We start from the raw sequence: 22,584 nt of genomic DNA, 5'->3' as shown, positions 1-22,584 counted from the left end.
CATATCGGGCTAAAACGCCCTGAAGTGCCTCGTAATTCCCGTGGCACGGTGTGTGTCTTGTGCTGCGGACGGCGCTCTTGCCGCCCGCAACAGGTCTGTGGTTCGCCGTCCCTCCGGCCCGTGGCCGGTCAGTCGGCGGCGTGGGCGGGCACGGGGACTTCGACAGTCCCTCCGGGCCCGCTGTCGCTCTCTACGCGCTCTCCGCCCGCGCAGTCCGCCGCGCCGGGCGTTTGTTCCCTCAGTTCCGCGATCGCCGACTCGAAGTCCTCCAGCGAATCGAACGCCCGGTACACGGACGCGAACCGCAAGAAGGCGACGAGGTCCAGCTCCTGAAGCGGGCCGAGTATGGCCAGACCCACGTCATGAGTGGTCAGCTCGGCGCTTCCGGTGGCGCGCACCGCTTCCTCGACGCGCTGGCCGAGCAGAGCGAGCGCGTCCTCGGTCACCGGCCGCCCCTGGCACGCCTTGCGTACGCCGTTGATGACCTTGGTGCGACTGAAGGGTTCGGTCACCCCGCTCCGCTTGACCACCATCAGCGAACACGTCTCCACCGTCGTGAAACGGCGGGAGCAGTCCGGGCACTGACGGCGGCGACGGATCGACGTGCCGTCGTCGGTGGTGCGGCTGTCGACGACACGGCTGTCGGGATGCCTGCAGAAGGGACAGTGCATGAACTCCCAACCCTCCTTCACCGCACGACTCGATAGCCCCGAGAGGCTGATCCCGCCCCTCGAAGCAGCCCCCAGCATAGGCGATGGCGACGGACGCGAAGGACCGGGGACCACAACTTCTGGGCTGCTGATGCAATCCAACCACTACATCTGGGGTCTGGCCGCTTTTTGGGCCCTAGCGCGTGTCGTCGCGCCCGAGTTGGCCGCGCACCGCCCGGAAGCCTCACGCGCCACAGCCGTCGCCCGGCACGACGCTCACGGAGAGGGGGCGGTGCCCGGCAGGCGACGGGGCGGATGGCAGACTGAGAGAGCCCTCAGAGCGGGTCTCGGTCACGGCGGTGAAGCGTACCGGATTCAACCGAATCGTCACTCCGCAAGGGCGCTAGCCATACACCTAGGCGCATGATCACGACAAGCAAACTACGGTTTTTCACTCGAACGTGTGTTTGGCGCAACCTTTCGAAAGGAACTACCGTTGGCTAGCTAGGGAGACATTCTCGAGAGGGGCCGACCCGACGTGACCACCACCGCAGACAGTGCCACCATCGCTGCCCAGGGCCACGCCCAGGGCCGACTCGAGCCGGTGCATGCCATGAATGACGCATCCATGAGCCACGAGGGGCCGAAGCCCGGCCGCTCCCTGCCCGGCCGACCTCCAGGGATCCGCGCGGACAGCTCGGGTCTCACCGACCGCCAGCGTCGGGTGATCGAGGTCATCCGGGACTCGGTGCAGCGTCGCGGGTACCCCCCGTCCATGCGGGAGATCGGCCAGGCGGTGGGCCTGTCCAGCACGTCGTCGGTCGCACACCAGCTGATGGCTCTCGAGCGCAAGGGTTTCCTGCGCCGCGATCCGCACCGTCCGCGCGCCTACGAGGTCCGGGGTTCGGACCAGCCGAGCGCGCAACCCACGGACACGGCGGGCAAGCCGGCCGCTTCGTATGTGCCGCTCGTCGGTCGGATCGCCGCGGGTGGCCCGATCCTCGCCGAGGAGTCGGTCGAGGATGTCTTCCCGCTTCCACGGCAGCTGGTCGGCGACGGCGAGCTGTTCGTCCTGAAGGTCGTAGGTGACTCGATGATCGAGGCCGCGATCTGCGACGGCGACTGGGTCACGGTCCGCCGTCAGCCCGTCGCGGAGAACGGGGACATCGTCGCGGCGATGCTCGACGGCGAGGCCACGGTAAAGCGCTTCAAGCGGGAGGACGGCCATGTATGGCTCCTCCCCCACAACTCGGCGTACCAGCCGATCCCTGGGGACGAGGCGACGATCCTCGGCAAAGTCGTGGCCGTTCTGCGCCGCGTGTGACCCCTCCCTGACCGGGCCCCGGAACCAACTGCGCCGGTTCCGGGGCCCAGCGCTGTCCGCAGCGGGCCTCGTAGCCGACCGGATCGTACCGAGGAGCTACTTCCCGTCTGCCTTCGCTGTCGCGTCGATCGCCGCGAGTGAGCGCCGCACCTGGTTCCGGTCCGTCGTGTACCAGAAGTCCGGCATCGAGGCCCGCAGGTAGCTGCCATAGCGGGCCGTCGCCAGGCGGGGGTCCAGGACGGCCACGACGCCGCGGTCTCCCGTCGCACGTACGAGGCGGCCCGCGCCCTGCGCCATCAGCAGCGCCGCATGCGTCGCCGCCACCGCCATGAAACCGTTGCCGCCGGCGTCCTCCACCGCCTTCTGGCGCGCACTCATCAACGGGTCGTCGGGCCGGGGGAACGGGATCTTGTCCATGACGACCAGCTGGCAGCCGGTACCCGGTACGTCCACGCCCTGCCACAGCGACAAGGTCCCGAACAGGCAGGTCGCCGGGTCCGCGGCGAAGCCCTTGATCAGCTCACCGAGGGTGTCCTCGCCCTGCAACAGGATCGGGAACTCGGGGATCCGCGTGCGCAGCTCCTCGGCCGCCGCCTGAGCGGCACGCATGGAGGAGAAGAGGCCCAGCGTTCTCCCACCGGCGGCCTGCATCAGCTCGGTGAGCTCGTCCATCATGTCGCTCCGCGTGCCTTCGCGAGCGGGACGGGCCAGGTGCTTGGCGACGTAGAGGATGCCCTGCTTGGGGTAGTCGAACGGCGAGCCGACATCGAGACCCTGCCATACCGGCTGGTCGTCGCCCTGCGTGCCCTCGGGAGCAAGGCCTAGGGACGCGCCGACACCGTTGAAATCCCCGCCGAGCTTCAACGTCGCAGACGTCAGAGTCACCGAGCGGTCCGAGAAGAGCTTCTCTCGAAGCAGGCCCGACACGGACATGGGCGCCACGCGCACGGACGCCCCGCTCTGCCGGTAAGCGGAGCCGCCGCGGGGCTCGTGCCGCTCGTACCAGACGACGTCCCACTCCGACCCGTTCGTGATCCGCTCCGAGACGTCGTGAATCGTCTCCACGGAAGCGAGAGCCTGCTTGCGTACGGCGTCCTCGTCCTGGACGGACTTGTCCCGCGTGGAACCGAGGGCGGTGATGACCGTCCGCGCGGCGTCACGCAACGCCATCAGCGCATAGCCGAGGTCCTCGGGGATCTCTTCGAGGCGGCCGGGCAGAGCCAGCTCCATCAGTCGCTCGAAGCCCTCGGCGGCGGTCTGGAGCTGGTCCGCGGCCTTCTCGTTCACGAGCTTCGCGGCACGCCGCACCGCACGGTTGACCTGGCCTGGAGTGAGCTCACCCGTCGCCACCCCGGTCACCCTGGAGACCAGCTCGTGGGCCTCATCCACAATCAGGACCTCGTGCTGCGGCAGGACCGGCGCGCCCTCGATGGCGTCGATCGCGAGCAGCGCGTGATTGGTGACGATGACATCGGAGAGCTTCGCGCGCTCACGGGACATCTCGGCGAAGCACTCCTGCCCGTACGCGCATTTCGACGCGCCCAGACATTCCCTCGACGAAACGGACACCTGGGACCAGGCTCGGTCCGAGACCCCGGGAGTGAGGTCGTCCCGGTCGCCCGTCTCCGTCTCGTCCGCCCAGTCCCGCATGCGCAGCAGGTCCTGTCCGAGCTTGCTGGTCGGCGCGGCCGCCTCGAACTGGTCGAAGAGCCCCTCTTCCTCGTCCTGCGGCATGCCCTCGTGGAGGCGGTGCAGACACAAGTAGTTGGACCGGCCCTTGAGCATGGCGAAAGTGGGGCGCCGTCGGAGCAACGGATGCAGGGCGTCGACCGTGCGCGGCAGATCCCGCTCGACGAGCTGGCGCTGGAGGGCGAGCGTGGCTGTCGCCACCACGACGCGCTCCCCGTGGGCCAGGGCCGGCACCAGGTATCCGAGGGACTTTCCGGTGCCGGTGCCCGCCTGGACGAGCAGATGGGAACCGTCGTCGATCGCCGCGGCGACGGTCTCGGCCATGGTCACCTGGCCAGGGCGCTCCGTGCCGCCGACGGCGGTGACGGCGGCGTGCAGGAGCTCGGGGAGTGAGGGCTTCGTCATAGCTCGACCACCCTAAAGGGCGCCACTGACAATCCCGCGATCAAGGCTGGTGGAGGGGGTTGGCGATGGTGCCGTGCACGGCGGCGTGCGGGCGGTGGGAACGGTCGCGGTAGCCGTCGAGATGGAGGCGGTTGCGGTTGAGGCACAGGCGCTCGATCCGGGGGGTGAGCAGGTCGAACATCTCGTACCGCTCCTTCAGCTCCGGGAACCGGGCGTGGTGGCGCAGGATCTCAGCGCGCACCAAGGACCAGAACTCCGCCTCCGAGACACCGAGTTGTTCTTCGCACAAGGGCGCCAGGTAGCGGAAGACACCGACGAAGAGCCCTGAGTGGATGAACTGGGTCAGGAAGTCAGGACTCTCCGTAAGGAGGACGTCGCGTACGTCGCACGGCATGGAGTCGTGCTCCGGGAGCGGTTCGGCGCTGACATTGACGTCGTCCACGAAGTCCTTGACCGCCAGGCGCACGGGGACGTCCTGGTCGTCGAAGACGACAATGGCGTTCTCCCCGTGGGGCGAGAAGACAGTTCCGTAGAGGTACAGAAAGCGCAGCAGGGGCGGGAGCAGGGAAGCGAACAACCTGCGCAGCCAGGTCTTCGCTTCGAGTCCCGAGCGCGCGACCAGTTCTGCCGTGAACGCGCGTCCGTGCGGGTCGACGTGCAACAAGGAGGCGAGGGTGCGGGCGCGTTCTCCGGGTGCGAGGTGTCTCGCGACGGGCTCTCGCCAGATCGCTCCGAGCAATTCCTTGTACTGGTACGGGACTTCGTCGAGTCCGTCGTACAGGGGGTGCCGGACCGCAACGGAGGCGACTTCGCCCAGCAGGATGACTCCGCACTCGTCTCTGAGGAAGGGGTCGGCGTCGCGCAGTCCCAGCATCCATGTGGTCACGGCGGGAGCGGCCAGGGTGCGCTCCGTCGGGAGTCCGCGCCATACGAGGGTGTTGAGAACCGACAGGGGCAGTTTGACGGTGTGCCGTTCCGGGTGGGTGGTGTTCAGGAACGTACGAATCGATTGTTGCGGCAGTCGCAGGTCACCGTCGGTGGGGAGCGGGACGATCATGTCCGTGGCGACGGACTGCGCGAAGAGCGGGAGCACGATGTCGTCCCACTGCCAGGGGTGCACGGGGAGATAGAGGTACGTGGCCGGGTCCAGGCCCCGTGCGCGGAGATGCTCGGCGAACAACTGGCGGGTCGGAGCGTCGAGTTCGCGGGAGTAGAGGAAGTCGGCGGTCTCCAGGCCTGCGGCGCCTCGGTAGGTGGCGAGGCCAATGTGCACGGCGAGCCAGGGGAGGCTGGTGTGGTGGCGGGCCTCCGGGGCCCAGCGGGCTGTGTCGGTCGCCGAGAAACCGATGCGGCCCTTGTTGAGGACGATCCAGGGGTGGCCGGTCTGGTGGCCTTCGAGCTCCGCGTAGCCGAGGTCGGCGAGCTGGGGCGCGGTCAGCGCGGAGTGGTCCAGCCGTGCGTCGGCGGCGAGCGTCACGGAGAGTTCGCGGAGGAGGTGGCCGAGGGTGGTTCCGTCGAGTTCGAGGAGGTGCTTGACGCGGAGGAGGAAGGCGAGCGGGTCGGTGAACGGCTCGCGGGCAGCTGAACCGGCGGTTTCGTCGCCCGTTGCGCTCGGGGCGCTCTCCCATTCGATGCTGTCCGGTTCCACCTGCCAACTGCCGTACACGCCACGGCGGGCGTGGAACCGGACCAGTCCGCCATGGGACTCCTCGTTGCCCGGGACGGCGAGGGTATAGGGGTGGCGGTGGCCCGGGGCCGGTGCCGCATCACGGCCGGCGGGCAGCGGCCGGAGGATTTCCTCGTACGCGAATTCGCCGATCAGCTTGGCCAGCAGGCGCGCCCCTGCCCGGTCCCAGTTCTCACGCGTGAGCTCGGGCGGGTCGTACAGCACGAGCGGCTCTGCGGAAATCGGGGCGACGGGCGGCTTCGGCACGGGGACTCCTCGCGAGGGAACCGGATCGGGTCGAGCGGTGTACTAAGAGTGACGAGCTCACAGCACGGTGCGCAGGGCTCGGTCACGGACCATGAGCGCGGCCCGCTTGTCGGGGAGGTCCACCTCGGCGGAGAAGCGGAAGCCTGCGCTCAGGAAGGCGGAGACGGAGGGGGTGTTGCGAATATCTGGTTCTGCGATGACGCGCGCGCACGGCGGGCGATGGTCGAGTACGAGGTCGGCGACGGTTTTGAGCAGTGTGGTCCCGAGCCCTCGTCCGCGGTTGGCGACGCCACCGATGAGGAGGTGGATTCCGGTGTCGTGCGGACGGGCGGGGTAGTGGCGGGCCAGCGGGTCGAGGTCGGCGCGGTAGATCTCCCAGTAGCTCATGGGCCTGCCGTCGAGTACGCCGAGGCAGGGCACGCTGCGTCCGTCGCCGTCGAGTTGGGGGCGCAGGTGCTCCGCGGTGACGGTCTCGGGACCCGCGAGTTCCCAGAAGGCTGCCACGGCGGGGTCGTTCATCCAGCGGCTGATGAGCTTGAGGTCGCGCTCGATGCGGGCGGGCACGAGCTGGAACACGCCTGAGGGAGTGGTGACCGGTCCCCACTCCCCCACGTCGTCCAGCAGGTCGTGCTGGGTCGCACCCGTGAACGCTGGGGTGCTGCGGTGCCCGCTGTCCGTGCCGTCGGCGGACCCCGACCCGTCCTGTTCGACGATGAGCGCGAGCAGTTCGTCGGGGAGGCGCAGGTCCAGGGTGTCCTGGCAGTCGGGGTTCTCCGGAGGGGCGGCCGGTTCGCCCTGATCGGCGACGGGGGTGGTGTCGGCGTCGGTGCTCGCGTCGGTGCTCGCATCTGTGGGTGGCACGGCGCTCCTCTCGGGCAGTTGCGCGGGGCGCGGTCCTCGGGTTGTCGGGGTCCTCAGATATGGAAGGGGTTGGTGATGGTGACGTAGACGGATTGGGTGTCGACGGGGCCGACGAGTTCGTCGAGGCCGTGCAGCCGCGTGAGCAGATTCGCCTTGCAGCGCAGCGTGGGCGATTGCAGCAGGCGGTCCGGCAGTGGGCTGCGCAGTCGCTGCGGGCCGGTCGCGGCCCCGCTGAGGAAGCGACGGCACGCCGCGAGCAACAGCCTTTCGTCGGCGAGCTGTTGGGAGCCGAAGGCGCCGATGAGGCCGAGGATGTTGTTGATGGCGAGGTAGTAGGCGAACCTCTCGTCGGTGACCTCGTCGGATACGAAGGTGTCGCTGAGCGCGCCGATGCCGGGCAGCCTCTTGTCGAGTTCGGCGCGGCGGGATTCTCGGAAGTAGTAGCCCTGGTTGTCGCGGTAGCGGCCGCCGGTCGGCCATCCGTCGGCGTCCAGAAGCAGGAGGGTGTTCTGCTGGTGCGCTTCAAGGGCGATGCCGGCTTCGCTGTCGAGCCAGAGCACGGGGCGCACCACGTGCTCGAGGTAGCGCAGGAACCACTCGGTGGCCACGGCTCCGCTGGGGCGTCCGGTGCGGGCCGCGAGGCGGGTCACGGTGTCCGCCAGCCGTGAGCCCATCGGGGCGTGGTCCAAGCGGCCCGCCGGGTCGTGCGAGGGCCGGGGCGAGACGAAGCCGGCGAGGCAGGAGGCGTCGTCGCCGGTACGGAAGGGGTTGTTGCGGATCATGACGTCGAGGCCGGGGACGGGCTCGCCGGCCAGGTCGTCGACCGCGAGCCAGGCCGGGTCGCGGACGATGTCGAAGCCCGGGTGGGCGGCGTGCCACTGCCCGGCGAGGCCGTTGCGCAGCAGCCGGTGGACCTCGACGCCCCGGTGGAGTTCTTTGCGGAGGTTCTCGCGGCGGGAGTTGGTGATCCGCAGGCCCAGGGAGAGCTTCAGCATCGCGGGCGCGCCGGGTCGGTACAGGGTGCGGACGGAGGAGGTGGGGAACCAGGGTTCGCCCTGCGGGCCGAGGTCGCGGAGGAGGCCCGCGTCGAGGAGGGCCGCGGCGCTCGGGCGGTGCTGGAGTTCGCGGATCTGCCAGGGGTGCAGCGGCAGGGCGGCGAAGCCATCGGGCAACGGGAGTTCGGAACCGGCGAGTTGAGAAGTGAGGTGAGAGGCGGAGACAGTGCGGCCGCGCTCGGTCCAGGCCGAGTCATGGGCGAGGACCTCGGGGGCGACGCCGATCCAGTGCAGCGGGAAGGAACCGCGCAATTCCGGTGAATAGAGGCGGGATTCGGCCTCGGAGAGTCCCTCGCGGCTCTTGGGCGTCGGGTGCAGCGGGTGGCCGAGGAGCAGGGACTGTTCCCCGGCAAGGAAGCGGTCGGAATCGTCGGTGCGACGGCGGCGTCGGTCGGCGATGAACTCGGCGGTGCGTCGTACGGAGTCGGCGACGCGGACGACCAGGTCGCCGCTGTCACCGGAGGGGACGACGGCGCCGGTGGTGACCGACACAGTGACGGAGACCGACGGGCGGTGCTCGTCGGTGGCGGCACCCGTATCGGTGCTCGTGCCCGTTCCGGTGCTCGTGCTTGTACCGATGACCGTGCCTGAGCTGGTGACCGTGGCCGTGTGGGTGGCGGCCACTGTCCCCGTGGCTGTGGCGACGCCGGTGGCTGCCACCGTCCCCGGTGCTGTGGCGGTGTCGGTGTGTCGGTCGGTCGGCAGTGAGGGGACGGTGTCCGCGTTCGGCGTCGGCTGACCTCCGCCGGCGTCGGCACCGGTGTGGGGGCCGTCGGGGCCGGGCGACGTCGTGTCGGCCGGGGTCGATTCGCGGCTGAGGAGGGCGGCGAGGGTGACCGCGTCGACGCAGGGGGCGCCCTGGGGGCCGTCCTCCACGTAAGGCAGGCCGAAGCGGTGCCAGCCGGCGAGTGACCAGTAGTGGACGGGGACGAGAAGGGCGGTGCCGCTCGCAGGCAGGGTGATGCGGAGGGCGCCGACGGAGGGAGGAGCGATGTTGTTCTCGCGTACCCAGCAGCGCAGCAAGTTCTCGGCTGCCGCGATCTGGGCGGCGGTTGCGGGATCGGGGTGTTCGAGGAGGTCGACCGTGGAGGTGTGCGGATGCCCGGCCTCTTGGACGCCGTTTTTCTGCCGGGGGACCGTGTCGTGCTCCGGCTCGGGCGGGGACTGCGTGTCGCAGGCTCCACCGGCAGGGGGGCGGGGACGGCCGTCGGATGCGGGAGTGGCGTTCAAGAGTGCTTCCTTGCGTGGGGTGGTGGGCTCCGTGAGGCGGTGGTCCGGCTGGTCCGGTTTCCGCGGCTGTCGCTGGGGCAAGGCGTGCCGTCGTCTGGTGGTGCGGCTGGGGGGTGTCGTCCGGATCACGCCGGGCTCGCGGGATCCGGCACCGCATCTCGCGGCGCTGTCGTCGGTCGCCGAGGCCCCCAGGCTCTCGGCTTTGCTCGAGCACGGGGGCCCATCGCGTCGACCCCCACCTCCGCTCTGCCATACACAGTGCCAGGCCCCGCTCCTTGATCAGGCCTCATCCGAACGACACCCCCTAGCCGCGGTGAGTTCGGGCCACGGCCGCGAGGGCGTCCGCGAGCCGGTCGATGACGGCCGCGGCCTGTTCGTCGGTGATGGTGAGGGGAGGCAGGAGGCGTACGACGCTGGAGTGGCGGCCGCCGAGCTCGACAATCAGCCCTCGGTCCAGGCAGGCGTCGCGGACGGCTGCGGCCAGCTCGGGGGCGGCGGGCAGCGGCGCGGCCGTCGGTCCGCCGAGCAGAGGATCGGCCGAGAAGTCGGTGGCGCCGCCGGTGGGGTCCGGACCGCTGGACGCCTGGGTGGAGCCTTCCGGGTCGACGAGCTCCACTCCGATCATCAGGCCCCGGCCCCGTACGTCGCCGATGCACGGGTGTTCCTTGGCCAGCGACTGGAGTTGGCCGATCATGCGGGCTCCGAGTTCACCCGCGCGTTGGGCGAGGCCGTTCTCGCGCACGTGGGCCAGGGTCGCCGTGCCCGCCGCCATCGCGAGCTGGTTGCCTCGGAAGGTGCCCGCGTGCGCGCCGGGGCCCCAGACGTCGAGGTCGTCGCGGTAGACGATCACAGCGAGCGGGAGGCTGCCGCCGATCGCCTTGGACAGCACCATCACGTCCGGGACCACACCACTGTGCTCCACGGCCCAGAAGGCGCCGGTCCTGCCGACGCCGGTCTGGACCTCGTCGGCGATCAGCGGGATCGAGCGGGACTCGGTGATCGCCCGCATGCGGCGCAGCCAGGTGTCGGGGGCGGGGATGACGCCGCCCTCGCCCTGTACCGGTTCGAGGATCATGCCCGCCGGGCGGGGCACTCCAGATTTGGTGTCGTCGAGGAGCGACTCGGTCCAGCGGGCGCCGAGTTCGGCTCCGCGCGGGCCGCCGATTCCGAAGGGGCAGCGGTAGTCCTGTGGGTAGGGCAGGCGTGCGACCCGGACGTCCTGCGCCCCGCTCGACGCTTCGAGGGCGCCGGCGGTCATCCCGTGATATGCGCCGGTGAAGGCGAGGAGGCCCGGGCGGCCGGTGGCGGTGCGGACCAGTTTCAGGGCGGCCTCGACCGCGTCGGTCCCGGCCGGCCCGCAGAACTGGATGCGGGCCCGGTCGGCGAGGGCCCGTGGCAGCGTGCGGAACAGCTCTGTGGTGAAGGCGTCCTTGACGGGTGTGGCCAGGTCGAGGACGTGCAACGGGGCTCCGGAGTCGAGCACCTTGCGGATGGCCTCGAGCACCACGGGATGGTTGTGACCGAGGGCGAGCGTGCCCGCACCGGAGAGGCAGTCGAGATAGCGGCGGCCGTCGGCGCCCTCGATGGTGAGGCCGCGGGCCCTCACCGGCACGATCGGCAGGGCGCGCGCGTAGGTGCGCGCCGCCGACTCCCGCGCGGACTGGCGGCGCAGGATCCCTTCGTGCACGGCACTTTCGCGTGCTGCTGTCCCGCGCGCCATCCCGTCGTACGGGGCGGGCACCGTCACGGGCTCAGGGTCGGTCACGGCTGCTGGTCCTCCCGCTGGAGATTCGGTCGACTGGTCGGGTCGACTCACCGGTGGGCGGGGCGAGTTGGCACGCACCTCACCGAAGCACCGCCCTGGCAGCACGCCAGGACGGTTCGAGGACTGAGCGCCGACTGCGGATCCCCCGTATGCCCTAACGACGAGCGGGCGGGAGGAACACGGGTGGCTCGGAGACTCGTGACGAGACCTGCGCCACAGATCATCTCGGGCCAACCACTCGCGCCGCTCGTGCTGCGCAAGCCACTCGCGCTGCTCACGCCACTCAGGCCGCGCCTGCCGCTCGGATCGCGGAGTGAACGCCGGTTGCGGATCCCGCGTACGTACCGACGACGAACCCATGACGACGTACCGATGACATACCGACGACGAGGGCCGGAGGGGCGCGGTTCGCCGTGCGTCAGACCGTCGTGGCCGGGAGATCGGGGTGGTGGCCTTCGCGCGGAGGGCCGGGCGGCAGCGTCATGATCCCTCCGTGACGGAACCGTTGCTGTTCCGTCGGTCGTCCCCGACGGCACCGGCATAGTGTGGGGTGCCGTTCGGGGAGGGCGCCGCACAGCCCGTCCACAGCCCTGTTCGGCAGTGCAATGATCTCGAAGCCCAGGGGGATTCACACCATGCGACCCATACGCCCGCTGTTCTCCGCTCGCCGCGCCAGGAGCGTGCGCGGCAGAACGTCCCCCGTGGCGGCGGCCGTTGCGCTAGGCGCGGTGCTCGCTCTGACCGCCACCGCGTGCGGTCCGGGTGACGACGACGCGAGTGACAAGGCGTCGTCCACCGCGACCGCGGGCGGCAACGGCACCCTTCAGATCCCGGACAACATCAAGGAGAAGCTGAAGGAACACGGGATCGATCCGGACAAGTGGAAGAACGGCGAGTGGAAGAACTGGGACCGGGACAAGTGGCTGCGTGAGGCGAAGGACTTCGTCAACCCGATCATCGACGGTCTGTGGGACTCGGACCGGATGCGCGACGCCGACAAGCACCCCGGGGGCGAGGTCGACGACAACGACATCTCCGGTGACCAGGGTGTGACGGACCCGACGCCGCAGCCGGTGCAGGCCGCTGCCGTCGCTTCTCCGTACCACGGCAGCGCACCGTACGCGGGCAAGCTGTTCTTCGACGGCCCCGAGGGGTCGATGGTGTGCTCGGCCACCGTGGTCTCCGACCCCGCCCACCCCGGCAAGTCCGACATGATCTGGACGGCCGGCCACTGCGTGCACGCGGGCAAGAAGGGCGGCTGGTACCGCAACATCGCGTTCGTGCCCTCGTACAACAATGACGGCAAGAGCGCCGAGGAGTTGCAGGGGGCGCCCAAGGAGGAAGTCGCTCCGTTCGGTGTGTGGTGGGGCGACTGGGCGCAGACGTCCGACCAGTGGATCGAGCAGGGCGGTCCGACCGGCGGTGCGGGTGCGCCGTACGACTTCGCCGTCATCCATGTGACGCCGGAGAAGGGCAGCGGGGCCAAGTCCCTTGAGGAGACGGTCGGTTCGTCGCTGCCGGTGAACTTCAACGCGCCCGCGGTACCGCAGATCTCTCAGCTGACGGCGAAGGGGTACCCGGCGGCGCCGCCGTTCGACGGGCAGAAGCTGTTCCAGTGTGCGGACAAGCCGGGGCGCCTGTCGCTGAACTCGACGGACCCGACGATGTACCGGATCGGCTGCACGATGACCGGGGGTTCGTCCGGCGGTGGCTGGGTCGGGCAGGGTTCCGACGGTCGGCCCGCGCTGGTGTCGAACACCTCGATCGGCCCGGTGACGGCGGGTTGGCTCGCCGGTCCGCGGCTGGGCAAGGAAGCCAAGGGGATCTACAACGCCGTGAGCGAGAAGTTCGCCCAGTAGTCACAGCGAGCAGCCCTTTCCCTCAGGCGATGGCCCGGTCCATGCGGGGCGCCGGACACGCGGGACAGACGTGGGGACAGCGGTCCCGTCCACCCGGACGGGCGTTGTCGACCAGGACCGCGGCGGTGGGGTGACCGAACCTTCACCACCCCACCCCTGTTCGTCCGCAACTCCACAGGCATAGTGGGGTGCTGCGTCGAAGCGGGGGCGTGCGGACGCCCGTCCCGCGAATGACACGCTCATGACAGACGCTCCAGACCGACAGCGCCGACGCCGTGGCCACCACGCCACAGGCGTGCCGCGCACCGTTTTTCTCCGGGGGTAACAGCACCATGCGTTCCATACGACCATCCGCCGTCGTCCGCGGCCGGGGCCGCGGCCAGGGGCGGCGCTCCGTCCTCGCCGCGACCGGGCTCGCCGCCGCCCTGGCGCTCACCGCCACCGCTTGCGATGACGGCAAGGACAGCGAGTCCGCGGCGGGGGGCAAGCCGGCCGCCGCCTCGTCGCAGGGGTCCGACGGCGCCGAGCTGCCGGGCGACGTCGCCGACCGGCTGAAGAAGCACGGCATCGACCCCGACAAGTGGAAGAACGGGGCCTGGAAGAACTGGGACAAGGACGACTGGCTGCGCGAGTCCAAGGACTTCGTCAACCCGGTCATCGACGGCCTGTGGAAGCCCGAGCGGATGAAGTCCGCCAAGGACCCGGACAAGACGATCGCGGCGAAGGACTACGCGGACGACCAGGGCGTCTCCGACCCGGAGCCCGAGCCCGTCCGGGCGCAGGCCGAGAAGACGCCGTACCACGAGAACGCGGCGCCGGTCGGCAAGGTCTTCTTCGACTCCCCCGAGGGTTCGATGGTCTGCTCCGGCACCGTCGTGAAGGACCCGCGCAACCCGGGCCGGTCGAACCTGGTGTGGACCGCGGGCCACTGTGTGCACGCGGGTGGGGCGGGCGGCTGGTACCGCAACATCGCGTTCGTGCCGTCGTACAACGACCAGGGCAAGTCGGCGGACGCGCTGCGCAATGCGACGCAGACGGAGATCGCTCCGTACGGCACCTACTGGGCCGACTGGGCTTCCACCTCGAACGAATGGATGAGCCAGGGCGCCGAGTCGGGCGGTGCGGGCGCGCCGTACGACTTCGCGGTGCTGCACGTGAAGCCGGAGCAGGGCACCAAGTCCCTTGAGGAGACGGTCGGGAACGCCCTGGACGTGGACTTCTCGGTGCCGTCCGTTCAGTCGGTCGGCTCGATGGGTGCGTGGGGCTACCCGGCCGCTCCGCCGTTCGACGGTCTGCTCATGAACAAGTGTCTCGACCGGCCGGGGCGGCTCTCGCTCAGCCCTGAGCAGCCGACGATGTACCGCATCGGCTGCACGATGACGGGCGGTTCGTCGGGCGGTGGCTGGTTCCGCGTCCGTGACGGCAAGACCGTCCTGGTGTCGAACACGTCGATCGGCCCGGCCGGCAACACCTGGCTCGCCGGACCGCAGTTGGGCCGGGAGGCCCAGCAGGTCTTCGACACGATGAGCGAGAAGTACGGCAGCCGATAAGGCAGTTGTCGGCAGGCGTTACGTGAAGACCCGGCCGGGTGGACCCGGCCGGGGCTCGTTCATGCAGGGCGGATCAACTCGCGGCCGCCGTGGGAACGTACGGCGCGAGGTTCGCGGCGAGTTCCTCGTGGACGCGCGCCTTGAGGAGCGTGCCCTCCGCGGTGTGCTCCTCGGAGATCACCTCGCCCTCGGTGTGCGCCCGCGCGACCAGCTGGCCGTGCGTGTACGGCACGAGGGCCTCGATCTCGACCTCGGGCCGCGGCAGTTCGGCGTCGATGAGCGCGAGCAGCTCCTCGATGCCCGCACCCGTACGGGCCGAGACGGCGATCGAATGCTTCTCCTGGCGCATCAGCCGCTGGAGCACCAGCGGGTCTGCCGCGTCCGCCTTGTTGATCACCACGATCTCGCGGACCTTGGTGGCCCCGACATCACGGATGACCTCGCGTACGGCAGCGAGCTGCTCCTCGGGCACCGGGTGCGAACCGTCGACCACGTGCAGGATCAGGTCGGAGTCGCCGACCTCCTCCATCGTGGAGCGGAACGCCTCGACGAGGTGGTGCGGCAGGTGCCGGACGAAACCGACCGTGTCGGCCAGCGTGTACAGCCGACCGCTCGGGGTCTCGGCCCGGCGCACGGTCGGGTCCAGGGTGGCGAACAGCGCGTTCTCCACCAGGACGCCCGCGCCCGTGAGGCGATTGAGCAGGGACGACTTGCCCGCGTTCGTGTAGCCGGCGATGGCGACCGAGGGCACCTTGTTGCGTCGGCGCTCCTGACGCTTGATCTCGCGGCCCGTCTTCATCTCCGCGATCTCACGGCGCATCTTCGCCATCTTCTCGCGGATCCGTCGCCGGTCCGTCTCGATCTTGGTCTCACCGGGACCACGGGTGGCCATGCCACCGCCGGAGCCGGAGGAGCCGCCGCCACCCATCTGCCGGGAGAGCGACTGACCCCAGCCGCGCAGCCGCGGCAGCATGTACTGCATCTGCGCGAGCGCGACCTGCGCCTTGCCCTCTCGGGACTTGGCGTGCTGGGCGAAGATGTCGAGGATCAGGGCGGTCCGGTCGACCACCTTGACCTTCACGACGTCTTCGAGGTGGATGAGCTGGCCGGGGCTCAGCTCACCGTCGCACACGACCGTGTCGGCTCCGGTCTCCAGGACGATGTCCCGCAGCTCCTGGGCCTTGCCCGAGCCGATGTACGTCGCCGCGTCGGGCTTGTCCCGGCGCTGGATGACGCCGTCGAGCACCAGGGCGCCCGCGGTCTCGGCGAGGGCGGCCAGCTCCGCGAGGGAGTTGTCCGCGTCGTCGCTCGTGCCCGACGTCCAGACGCCGACGAGGACCACGCGCTCCAGGCGGAGCTGTCGGTACTCGACCTCGGTGACGTCTTCCAGTTCGGTGGAGAGGCCTGCCACGCGGCGCAGGGCCGCGCGCTCCGAGCGGTCGAACTGTTCGCCGTCCCGCGCTGTGTCGATCTCGTGGCTCCAGGCGACGTCCTCCTCCATCAGGGCATCGGCCCGAAGACCTTCGGTGGGGTTCTGCGCGAGGCTCTGCGCATCCTGGGAAGGGGAAGAGGAGGAGGTCATTGGATCCTTACGTCGCTGGGATTCGGTAAATGTGACGGACGCCTCGCCCGTCCTCTCTGACAACGCACGACCCGGCCCGGGGATTCCCGGAAGGGCCGATCAGAGCCGGTCGGAGTCGTTCGGACCCGATCAGTGTTCGATCGTGATGGCCGCCCGCGCCGTCGACCTGAAGAGGATCGCACGGTACGGGCCGTCTCGTCACTCGGGTTATTTCCCGAGGTGACGGGGCCGAAGCCTCGCCGCGCACCCTACTTCTGCGCCGACTGGGACTTCCGCACGGGCTGGGACTTCTGGACCGGCTCGACCTTCCAGTCCGGGTGTCCGGGCATGGGCGGCGTCTTCTCCCCGTACAGCCAGGCCTGGAAGAAGCCGGTCAGGTCACGTCCGCTGATCTGCGAGGCGAGGGTGACGAAGTCGTCGGTCGTGGCGGTGGAGTCACGGTGCGTGCTCACCCACGCCCGTTCCAGCTGCCCGAAGGCGTCCTTGCCGATCTCCTGGCGCAGCGCGTACAGGACGAGGGCGCTGCCGTCGTAGACGACCGGCCGGAAGATGCTGATCTTCTCGCCGTGTGTCGGCCCCTTGGGCGCGGCGGGCGGGCCGCCGGCCGCGCGCCAGCGATCCGAGGCGCTGTAGGCGTTGCGCATCCGCTTCTCGATGGGCGCGTGGGCCTTCTCCTCGGTGTAGAGGGCCTCGTACCAGGTGGCATGGCCCTCGTTGAGCCAGAGGTCGGACCAGGTGCGGGGGCTGACGCTGTCGCCGAACCACTGGTGCGCGAGTTCATGGACCATGATCGATTCGACGTACCACTTCGGGTACTCGGGCCGCGTGAAGACCTCCCGCTCGAAGAGGGAGAGCGTCTGCGTCTCGAGCTCGAAGCCGGTGCTCGCCTCGGCGATGAGCAGGCCGTAGTTCTCGAAGGGGTAGCGGCCGACCTTGCTCTCCATCCAGGCGATCTGGCCGGGCGTCTTGGCGAGCCAGGGCCGTAGGACCTTGGTGTCCTTGGCGGGAACGACATCGCGCATCGGGAGCCCGTGGGGCCCCTTCTGGTGCAGGACGGCCGAGCGGCCGATGGAGACCTGGGCCAGTTCGGTGGCCATGGGGTGGGCGGTGCGGTAGACCCAGCTGGTGGTGGCCCCGGCGCGCTTCGTCGTCACGGGGAGTCCGTTGGCGACCGCCTGCAGACCCTTGGGGGCGGTGACGCGGAACGTGAAGTAGGCCTTGTCCGCGGGGTGGTCGTTGCACGGGAACACCCGGTGCGCGGCGTCCGCCTGGTTCGCCATGGCGAGCCCGTCCTTGGTGCGGACCCAGCCGGTCTCCTCCTTGCCGGGGGCGGGGTCGCTGGTGTGGCGCACGGTGATGCGCAGCGGCTGCCCCGGCTCCACGGCGCGGTCGGGCGTGACGATCAGGTCCTCGTCGCTGGTCGCGAAGTGGGCGGGGCTCCCGTTGACCTCCACCGAGCGCACCGTTCCGTGCGAGAAGTCGAGGTTGATCCGGTCGAGCGGGGCGGTCGCCCGGGCGTCGATGCTGGTGACCGCGGAGAGCGGCTTGCTGTTGTCACCGCCGTAGGTGAAGGCGATGTCGTACGACCGTACGTCGTACCCGGGGTTGCCGAGGTGCGGGAAGAGGCGGTCGCCGATGCCGAGCGGTGTGGCCGACTGCGGCGCGGCCGCCGCGAGGAGGACGACGGAGGCACCTGCGGCGAGCAGCGCGGCGGTGCGGGGCGTTCGGGAGCTGAGCAGCATGAACTACCGCTATCAGCGCGCCGCCCCACGGTGGGGGCGGTACACGCCGCACCCACCCGAACGAGGCCCTCTTGCGCGTCAGAGGGCTCCGGTCGCCGCGTGCTGGGCACGCCCGACGTCGTACACCCCCGGCACGTTCCGCATCGCCCGCATGAGCCCGGGGAGGTGGGCGGCGTCCGGGAGTTGCAGTGTGTACGTGTGCCGGACGCCGCCCTGGGCGGGCGGTTCGACGGTCGCCGAGATGATGGCGACGCCCTCAAGCGCTATGGCTTCCGTGAGGTCGGCCAGCAGATGCGGGCGGCTGAACGACTCGGCGACAAGTGTCACCCGGTACTCGGCGGTCTCCGCGTCGGCCCAGCGCACACCGACCTCCGTGCGCCCGGCGCTCCTCATGTGTGCCACGCCGGAACACGCGGCGCGGTGCACGGTGACCGCGCCGCCGCGTACGGCGAAGGCGGTGATCTCGTCGGGCGGTACGGGCGTGCAGCAGCCGGCCAGGCGTACGGTCGCGCCCGGCTGGTCGACCACGGCGTTCGCCGCGGCGGGCCGGGCGGAGGGCCCGCTGTAGGGCGCGCGGGGCGCTGCCTCGGTGGCCCGCGGGCCTTCGGGGTGGGCGGTCAGCCAGCGCCGGATGGCGATGCGCGCGGCGGGTGTACGGGCGTGGTCGAGCCAGTCGCGGGACGGCTCGGAGGCGGCGGCTCCCTCCATCCGGTCCATCAGGAGCTGCACCGTGTCGCCGTCGCTGAGGACGGTGCCGAGCGTCGCCAGGCGGCCGTTCACGCGCGCGCCGATGCAGGCGTGGGCGTCCTCGCCGTACTGGGCGTACGCGGCGTCGACACAGCTGGCGCCCGCGGGCAGGCCGATGGTGCCTCCGTCCGGCCTGAAGACGGTGATCTCGCGGTCCTGTGCGAGGTCCTCGCGCAGGGTCGACCAGAAGATGTCGGCGTCGGGCGCGGACTGCTGCCAGTCGAGGAGGCGGGAGAGCCAGCCGGGGCGGGTGGGGTCGGCGCGCTCGCCGACGGTGTCCAGCTGATCTTCGCCGGACGGCGTGTAGGGATTGCCGAGGGCGACGACGCCCGCCTCCGCCACCTTGTGCATCTGGTGGGTCCGGATGAGGACTTCGGCGACCTCGCCGTCGCCGCGGGCGACGGCGGTGTGGAGCGACTGGTACAGGTTGAACTTCGGTACGGCGATGAAGTCCTTGAACTCCGAGACCACCGGGGTGAAACAGGTGTGCAGCTCGCCGAGGACGCCGTAACAGTCCGCGTCCTCGGAGACGAGGACGAGGAGGCGCCCGAAGTCGGCGCCGCGCAGCTCACCGCGCTTGCGGCGGACCCGGTGCACCGAAACGAAGTGCCGGGGCCGGATGAGGACCTCGGCGCTCAGGCCGGCCTCGCGCAGTACTCCGCGCACCTCTTCGGCGATCGCGGCGAGCGGGTCGTCCTCACGCGCCGCGTTGACCGCCATCAGGGCGTGCGTCTCCGCGTACTCCTCGGGGTGGAGGATCGCGAAGACGAGGTCTTCCAGTTCGGTCTTCAGGGCCTGGACGCCGAGGCGCTCTGCGAGCGGGATGAGGACGTCGCGGGTGACCTTCGCGATCCGTTCCTGTTTCTCCTGGCGCATGACGCCGAGGGTGCGCATGTTGTGCAGGCGGTCGGCGAGCTTGATCGACATGACGCGCACGTCGTTGCCCGTGGCGACGAGCATTTTGCGGAAGGTCTCGGGCTCGGCTGCCGCGCCGTAGTCGACCTTCTCCAGCTTGGTGACGCCGTCGACGAGGTAGGCGACCTCCTCGCCGAACTCCGTGCGCACCTGGTCGAGCGTCACGTCCGTGTCCTCGACGGTGTCGTGCAGCAGGGAGGCGGTCAGCGTCGTGGTCTCCGCGCCCAGTTCGGCCAGGATCAGCGTCACCGCGAGCGGGTGCGTGATGTAGGGCTCGCCGCTCTTGCGCATCTGACCGCGGTGCGAGGACTCGGCCAGCACATAGGCGCGGCGCAGCGGGTCGAGCTCGGCGTCCTGATAGTGCGCCCGGTGCGCCTCGGCCACGTGGCCGATGGCGTCGGGGAGCCGGCCGCGGGGGGTGGGGCCCAGGAGCGCGGCGCGGCCCAATCGTCGCAGGTCGATCCGGGGGCGGCCACGCCTGCGGTGTACTCCGGGCATGATCGGCCCTGGACTGGCGGGGTTGGTCGCCTCCGCACTCATGAGCACCTCCGGCTGTCTCGACCGGTGGCGGGCTGGCGGGGGCACCCGTCCGGACCGGTGCTTGATGCTACCGAGCCCATCACGTGGCGCAGTCCAGCTCTCGCCCAGCGTGAAACGGATCACCCATTCGAGCGACAGTTCACGAGTTTACTGTTTCGATTGCCGCGAACCAGTCCGCGTCGATCACACCCTCGGCCACGATCTCGGCGGGCCCGGTCATCTCGATCTCGCCGTCGGGTCGCTCGGTGATCGTCAGTCTGCCACCGGGCAGGTCGATCTCGTACGTCACGGGGGCCCCGGTCAGGGCCGGGTCGAGGCCGTCTCTGCGGGCCGCGGCGACGGCCACCGCGCAGGCGCCGGTGCCGCAGGAGCGGGTCTCGCCGGAGCCGCGCTCGTGCACGCGCATGGCGACGTGCCGGGGTCCGCGGTCGACGACGAACTCGACGTTCACGCCCTGCGGGTACGCGTTCACCGGCGCGAAGGGGGGCGGGTCGTAGAGGGTGCCCGCGTGGGCCAGGTCGTCCACGAAGGCGACGGCGTGCGGATTGCCCATGTTCACGTTCGTCGCCGGCCAGGTGCGGTCGTCGACGGACACGGTGACGTCGCCCGCGGGGAGCGCCGCCTTGCCCATACCGACCGTGATCAGGCCTTCCTTGTCGATGTGGACCTGCTTGACGCCGCCTCGCGTGGCCACGGCGACGTCTCCCCCGCCCACGTGTCCGGCGTGCTGGAGATAGCGGGCGAAGACCCGCACTCCGTTGCCGCACATCTCGGCGATCGAGCCGTCCCCGTTGCGGTAGTCCATGAACCACTCGGCCTCGGCCGCCATGGAACGCGCCTCGGGGTGGGCGGCGGAGCGCACGACGTGCAGGACGCCGTCGCCGCCGATCCCGGCGCGACGGTCGCACAGCGCGGCCACCGCGGCCGGAGACAGCACGACGGCGTTCTCCGGGTCCGGGATGATCACAAAGTCGTTCTGCGTCCCGTGGCCCTTGAGGAAGGTGGTCATTCACCGATCGTACGAGATGAGCCCGACGCCGGTACGAGATGGGTCCGGCGCCTCTGTGCGAGACGGGTTCAGCACGGGAGTCAGCGGAGTCGCGCCACGCGCCAGACGGCCAGGATCGCGACCGCCGCCACCACGACCACATACGCGCCCACGACACGCCAGTCCGGCCATCTGCCCGAACCGCGCGGCGGGAAGCCCGGCAGCGTGTAGCCCACCCGGCGGGCCGCCATCATGCCCCAGCCTGCCGCGCACGAGCTGATCAGCAGCCCCAGCATCGCCACGACCGCGCCGCCGTCGCCGAACTCGAAGAACAGCGGGAACGCGAACATCAGCGAGCCGATGGCCGCCAGCATCACGATGGGGGCGAGCTGCCAGATGCGGAGCCTGCGCTGCGGGCGCAGCTCGATCTCGACCTCCGCCGCCTCGTCCTGCGCGGTGATCTCGTCGACGGTCGGCCCGTCGGCGGTCACGCCGTCCGGGATCGCGTCTGGTCCGTCGGGGCTCAACTGTTCCCCGCCCGGTGCGGTGTCACGAGGGCCGGCCTCCATCGCCACGCGCCCTCCCATTTCGGACTCCACTGGTCGATCGATGGTCGATGATGGCACGGCCGAAGAGGCCGGGATGACGGCCGGAGCTTCCCGATGCCATCACGTGATCAGGCTGTGACCGGTCGTTCGACCAACGCCATTGCCCGGCCCTGGAGTTCCCCTCGTTCGGCGACGGCCCCACTGAGCCAGTGCACCCGTGGGTCGCGCCGGAACCACGAGTCCTGACGGCGCGCGAAGCGCTTGGTGGCGCGGGTCGTCTCCGCGCGCGCCTCCTCCTCGGTGCACTCCCCCGCCAGGGCCGCGAGGACCTGCTGGTAGCCGAGCGCGCGCGACGCCGTCCGCCCCTCGCTCAGTCCACGGGACTCCAGGGCGCGCACCTCGTCGACCAGACCCGCCTCCCACATACGGTCCACGCGCGTGGCGATGCGCTGATCGAGTTCGGGGCGCTCGACGTCGACACCGATCTGGACGGTGTCGTAGAAGGAATCGTGTCCGGGGAGGTTGGCCGTGAACGGTTTTCCGGTGATCTCGATGACTTCGAGCGCGCGCACGATGCGCCGGCCGTTGCTCGGCAGGATCGCGGCGGCGGCCTCCGGGTCCGACGCGGCGAGGCGGGCGTGCAGGGCGCCGGAGCCGCGCAGCGTCAGCTCCTCCTCCAGGCGGGCCCGGACCTCGGGGTCGGTGCCGGGGAACTCCATCTTGTCGACGGCGCCGCGTACGTAGAGCCCGGATCCGCCGACGAGGACGGGCCAGCGGCCCTCGGCGAGGAGGCGGTCGATCTCCGCGCGGGCGAGCCTCTGGTACTCGGCGACGCTCGCGGTCACCGTGACGTCCCAGATGTCGAGCAGGTGGTGCGGAATTCCCGCGCGCTCCTCCGGCGTCAGCTTGGCGGTGCCGATGTCCATCCCTCGGTAGAGCTGCATGGAGTCGGCGTTGACGACTTCGCCGCCGAGTTCCTTGGCGAGGAAGACACCGAGATCTGACTTTCCGGCCGCGGTCGGACCGACGACGGCGATGACCCGCGGGGCGGGAGCTGCGCTACTCACCGCCCCAGTCTCGCAAACCCGGGGGCCGCTTCTCGAACGAGCTACGTGACGCCACCGCCCTGGAGTCGTTGCCTGTTGCGAGGTTCCAGCCGCTGGTTTTGAGGACCGGTGACCCGGGCGACGCAATGGGACGC

15 protein-coding genes are annotated in these 22,584 nt (G+C 70.3%); 3 read left to right on the top strand and 12 right to left on the bottom strand.

The features are described from left to right. Nucleotides 1-128: 128 nt before the first annotated feature. Nucleotides 129-671 carry a transcriptional regulator NrdR gene (gene nrdR / locus AB0J02_RS34515; RefSeq protein WP_363197786.1) on the bottom strand — a complete coding sequence of 181 codons (543 nt, stop codon included), beginning with the start codon at nucleotides 669-671 and terminating at the stop codon, nucleotides 129-131. Nucleotides 672-1,188: 517 nt separating this feature from the next. On the opposite strand from nrdR, the gene lexA reads away from it, so the two are divergent. Continuing rightward, nucleotides 1,189-1,974, top strand: coding sequence for a transcriptional repressor LexA (gene lexA / locus AB0J02_RS34510; RefSeq protein WP_363197785.1), 786 nt, complete (start codon nucleotides 1,189-1,191; stop codon nucleotides 1,972-1,974). 96 nt (nucleotides 1,975-2,070) lie between these two features. Here lexA and AB0J02_RS34505 read toward each other — a convergent pair whose 3' ends face one another. From AB0J02_RS34505 to AB0J02_RS34485, 5 genes are all read right to left on the bottom strand, one after another. Next, on the bottom strand, nucleotides 2,071-4,068 hold the full coding sequence (locus tag AB0J02_RS34505; RefSeq protein WP_363197784.1) for an ATP-dependent DNA helicase: 1,998 nt from the start codon (nucleotides 4,066-4,068) through the stop codon (nucleotides 2,071-2,073). A gap of 40 nt (nucleotides 4,069-4,108) precedes the next feature. Beyond that, nucleotides 4,109-6,001 (bottom strand): IucA/IucC family siderophore biosynthesis protein, encoded by a 1,893-nt coding sequence (locus tag AB0J02_RS34500; RefSeq protein WP_363197783.1) that lies wholly within the window; start codon nucleotides 5,999-6,001, stop codon nucleotides 4,109-4,111. A gap of 57 nt (nucleotides 6,002-6,058) precedes the next feature. After that, nucleotides 6,059-6,862, bottom strand: coding sequence for a GNAT family N-acetyltransferase (locus AB0J02_RS34495; protein ID WP_363197782.1), 804 nt, complete (start codon nucleotides 6,860-6,862; stop codon nucleotides 6,059-6,061). Between the two features lie 53 nt (nucleotides 6,863-6,915). Beyond that, entirely contained in the window at nucleotides 6,916-9,147 is a 2,232-nt protein-coding gene (locus AB0J02_RS34490) for an IucA/IucC family protein (protein WP_363197781.1), read from the bottom strand. Between the two features lie 304 nt (nucleotides 9,148-9,451). Further along, nucleotides 9,452-10,867 (bottom strand): diaminobutyrate--2-oxoglutarate transaminase family protein, encoded by a 1,416-nt coding sequence (locus tag AB0J02_RS34485; RefSeq protein ID WP_363197832.1) that lies wholly within the window; start codon nucleotides 10,865-10,867, stop codon nucleotides 9,452-9,454. 680 nt (nucleotides 10,868-11,547) lie between these two features. Here AB0J02_RS34485 and AB0J02_RS34480 point away from each other — a divergent pair. Next, nucleotides 11,548-12,771: a hypothetical protein gene (locus AB0J02_RS34480; protein ID WP_363197780.1), complete on the top strand. Its 1,224-nt coding sequence runs from the start codon at nucleotides 11,548-11,550 to the stop codon at nucleotides 12,769-12,771. A gap of 332 nt (nucleotides 12,772-13,103) precedes the next feature. Next, nucleotides 13,104-14,321, top strand: a complete 1,218-nt coding sequence (locus tag AB0J02_RS34475; protein ID WP_363197779.1) for a hypothetical protein — start codon at nucleotides 13,104-13,106, stop codon at nucleotides 14,319-14,321. Between the two features lie 73 nt (nucleotides 14,322-14,394). Here AB0J02_RS34475 and hflX read toward each other — a convergent pair whose 3' ends face one another. The 6 genes from hflX to miaA all read right to left on the bottom strand — a co-directional run bounded on the left by hflX (nucleotide 14,395) and on the right by miaA (nucleotide 22,450). After that, complete coding sequence (gene hflX, locus AB0J02_RS34470; protein ID WP_363197778.1) at nucleotides 14,395-15,903, bottom strand: GTPase HflX; 1,509 nt, start codon at nucleotides 15,901-15,903, stop codon at nucleotides 14,395-14,397. Nucleotides 15,904-16,151: 248 nt separating this feature from the next. Beyond that, entirely contained in the window at nucleotides 16,152-17,645 is a 1,494-nt protein-coding gene (locus tag AB0J02_RS34465) for a M1 family metallopeptidase (RefSeq protein ID WP_363197777.1), read from the bottom strand. Between the two features lie 78 nt (nucleotides 17,646-17,723). Continuing rightward, nucleotides 17,724-19,847, bottom strand: coding sequence for an HD domain-containing protein (locus tag AB0J02_RS34460; RefSeq protein ID WP_363197776.1), 2,124 nt, complete (start codon nucleotides 19,845-19,847; stop codon nucleotides 17,724-17,726). Nucleotides 19,848-19,986: 139 nt separating this feature from the next. Next, the gene (gene dapF / locus AB0J02_RS34455; RefSeq protein ID WP_363197775.1) at nucleotides 19,987-20,856 is read right to left on the bottom strand and encodes a diaminopimelate epimerase; all 870 of its coding nucleotides are present in this window, start codon (nucleotides 20,854-20,856) and stop codon (nucleotides 19,987-19,989) included. 80 nt (nucleotides 20,857-20,936) lie between these two features. Continuing rightward, nucleotides 20,937-21,404, bottom strand: coding sequence for a hypothetical protein (locus tag AB0J02_RS34450; RefSeq protein ID WP_363197831.1), 468 nt, complete (start codon nucleotides 21,402-21,404; stop codon nucleotides 20,937-20,939). 107 nt (nucleotides 21,405-21,511) lie between these two features. After that, entirely contained in the window at nucleotides 21,512-22,450 is a 939-nt protein-coding gene (gene miaA / locus AB0J02_RS34445; protein ID WP_363197774.1) for a tRNA (adenosine(37)-N6)-dimethylallyltransferase MiaA, read from the bottom strand. Nucleotides 22,451-22,584: the final 134 nt, after the last annotated feature.

Origin of the sequence: Streptomyces sp. NPDC050264 (assembly GCF_040655895.1) — a bacterium.
Taxonomy (GTDB): Bacteria; Actinomycetota; Actinomycetes; order Streptomycetales; family Streptomycetaceae; genus Streptomyces.
This window is presented reverse-complemented; position numbering and strand designations above follow the sequence as displayed.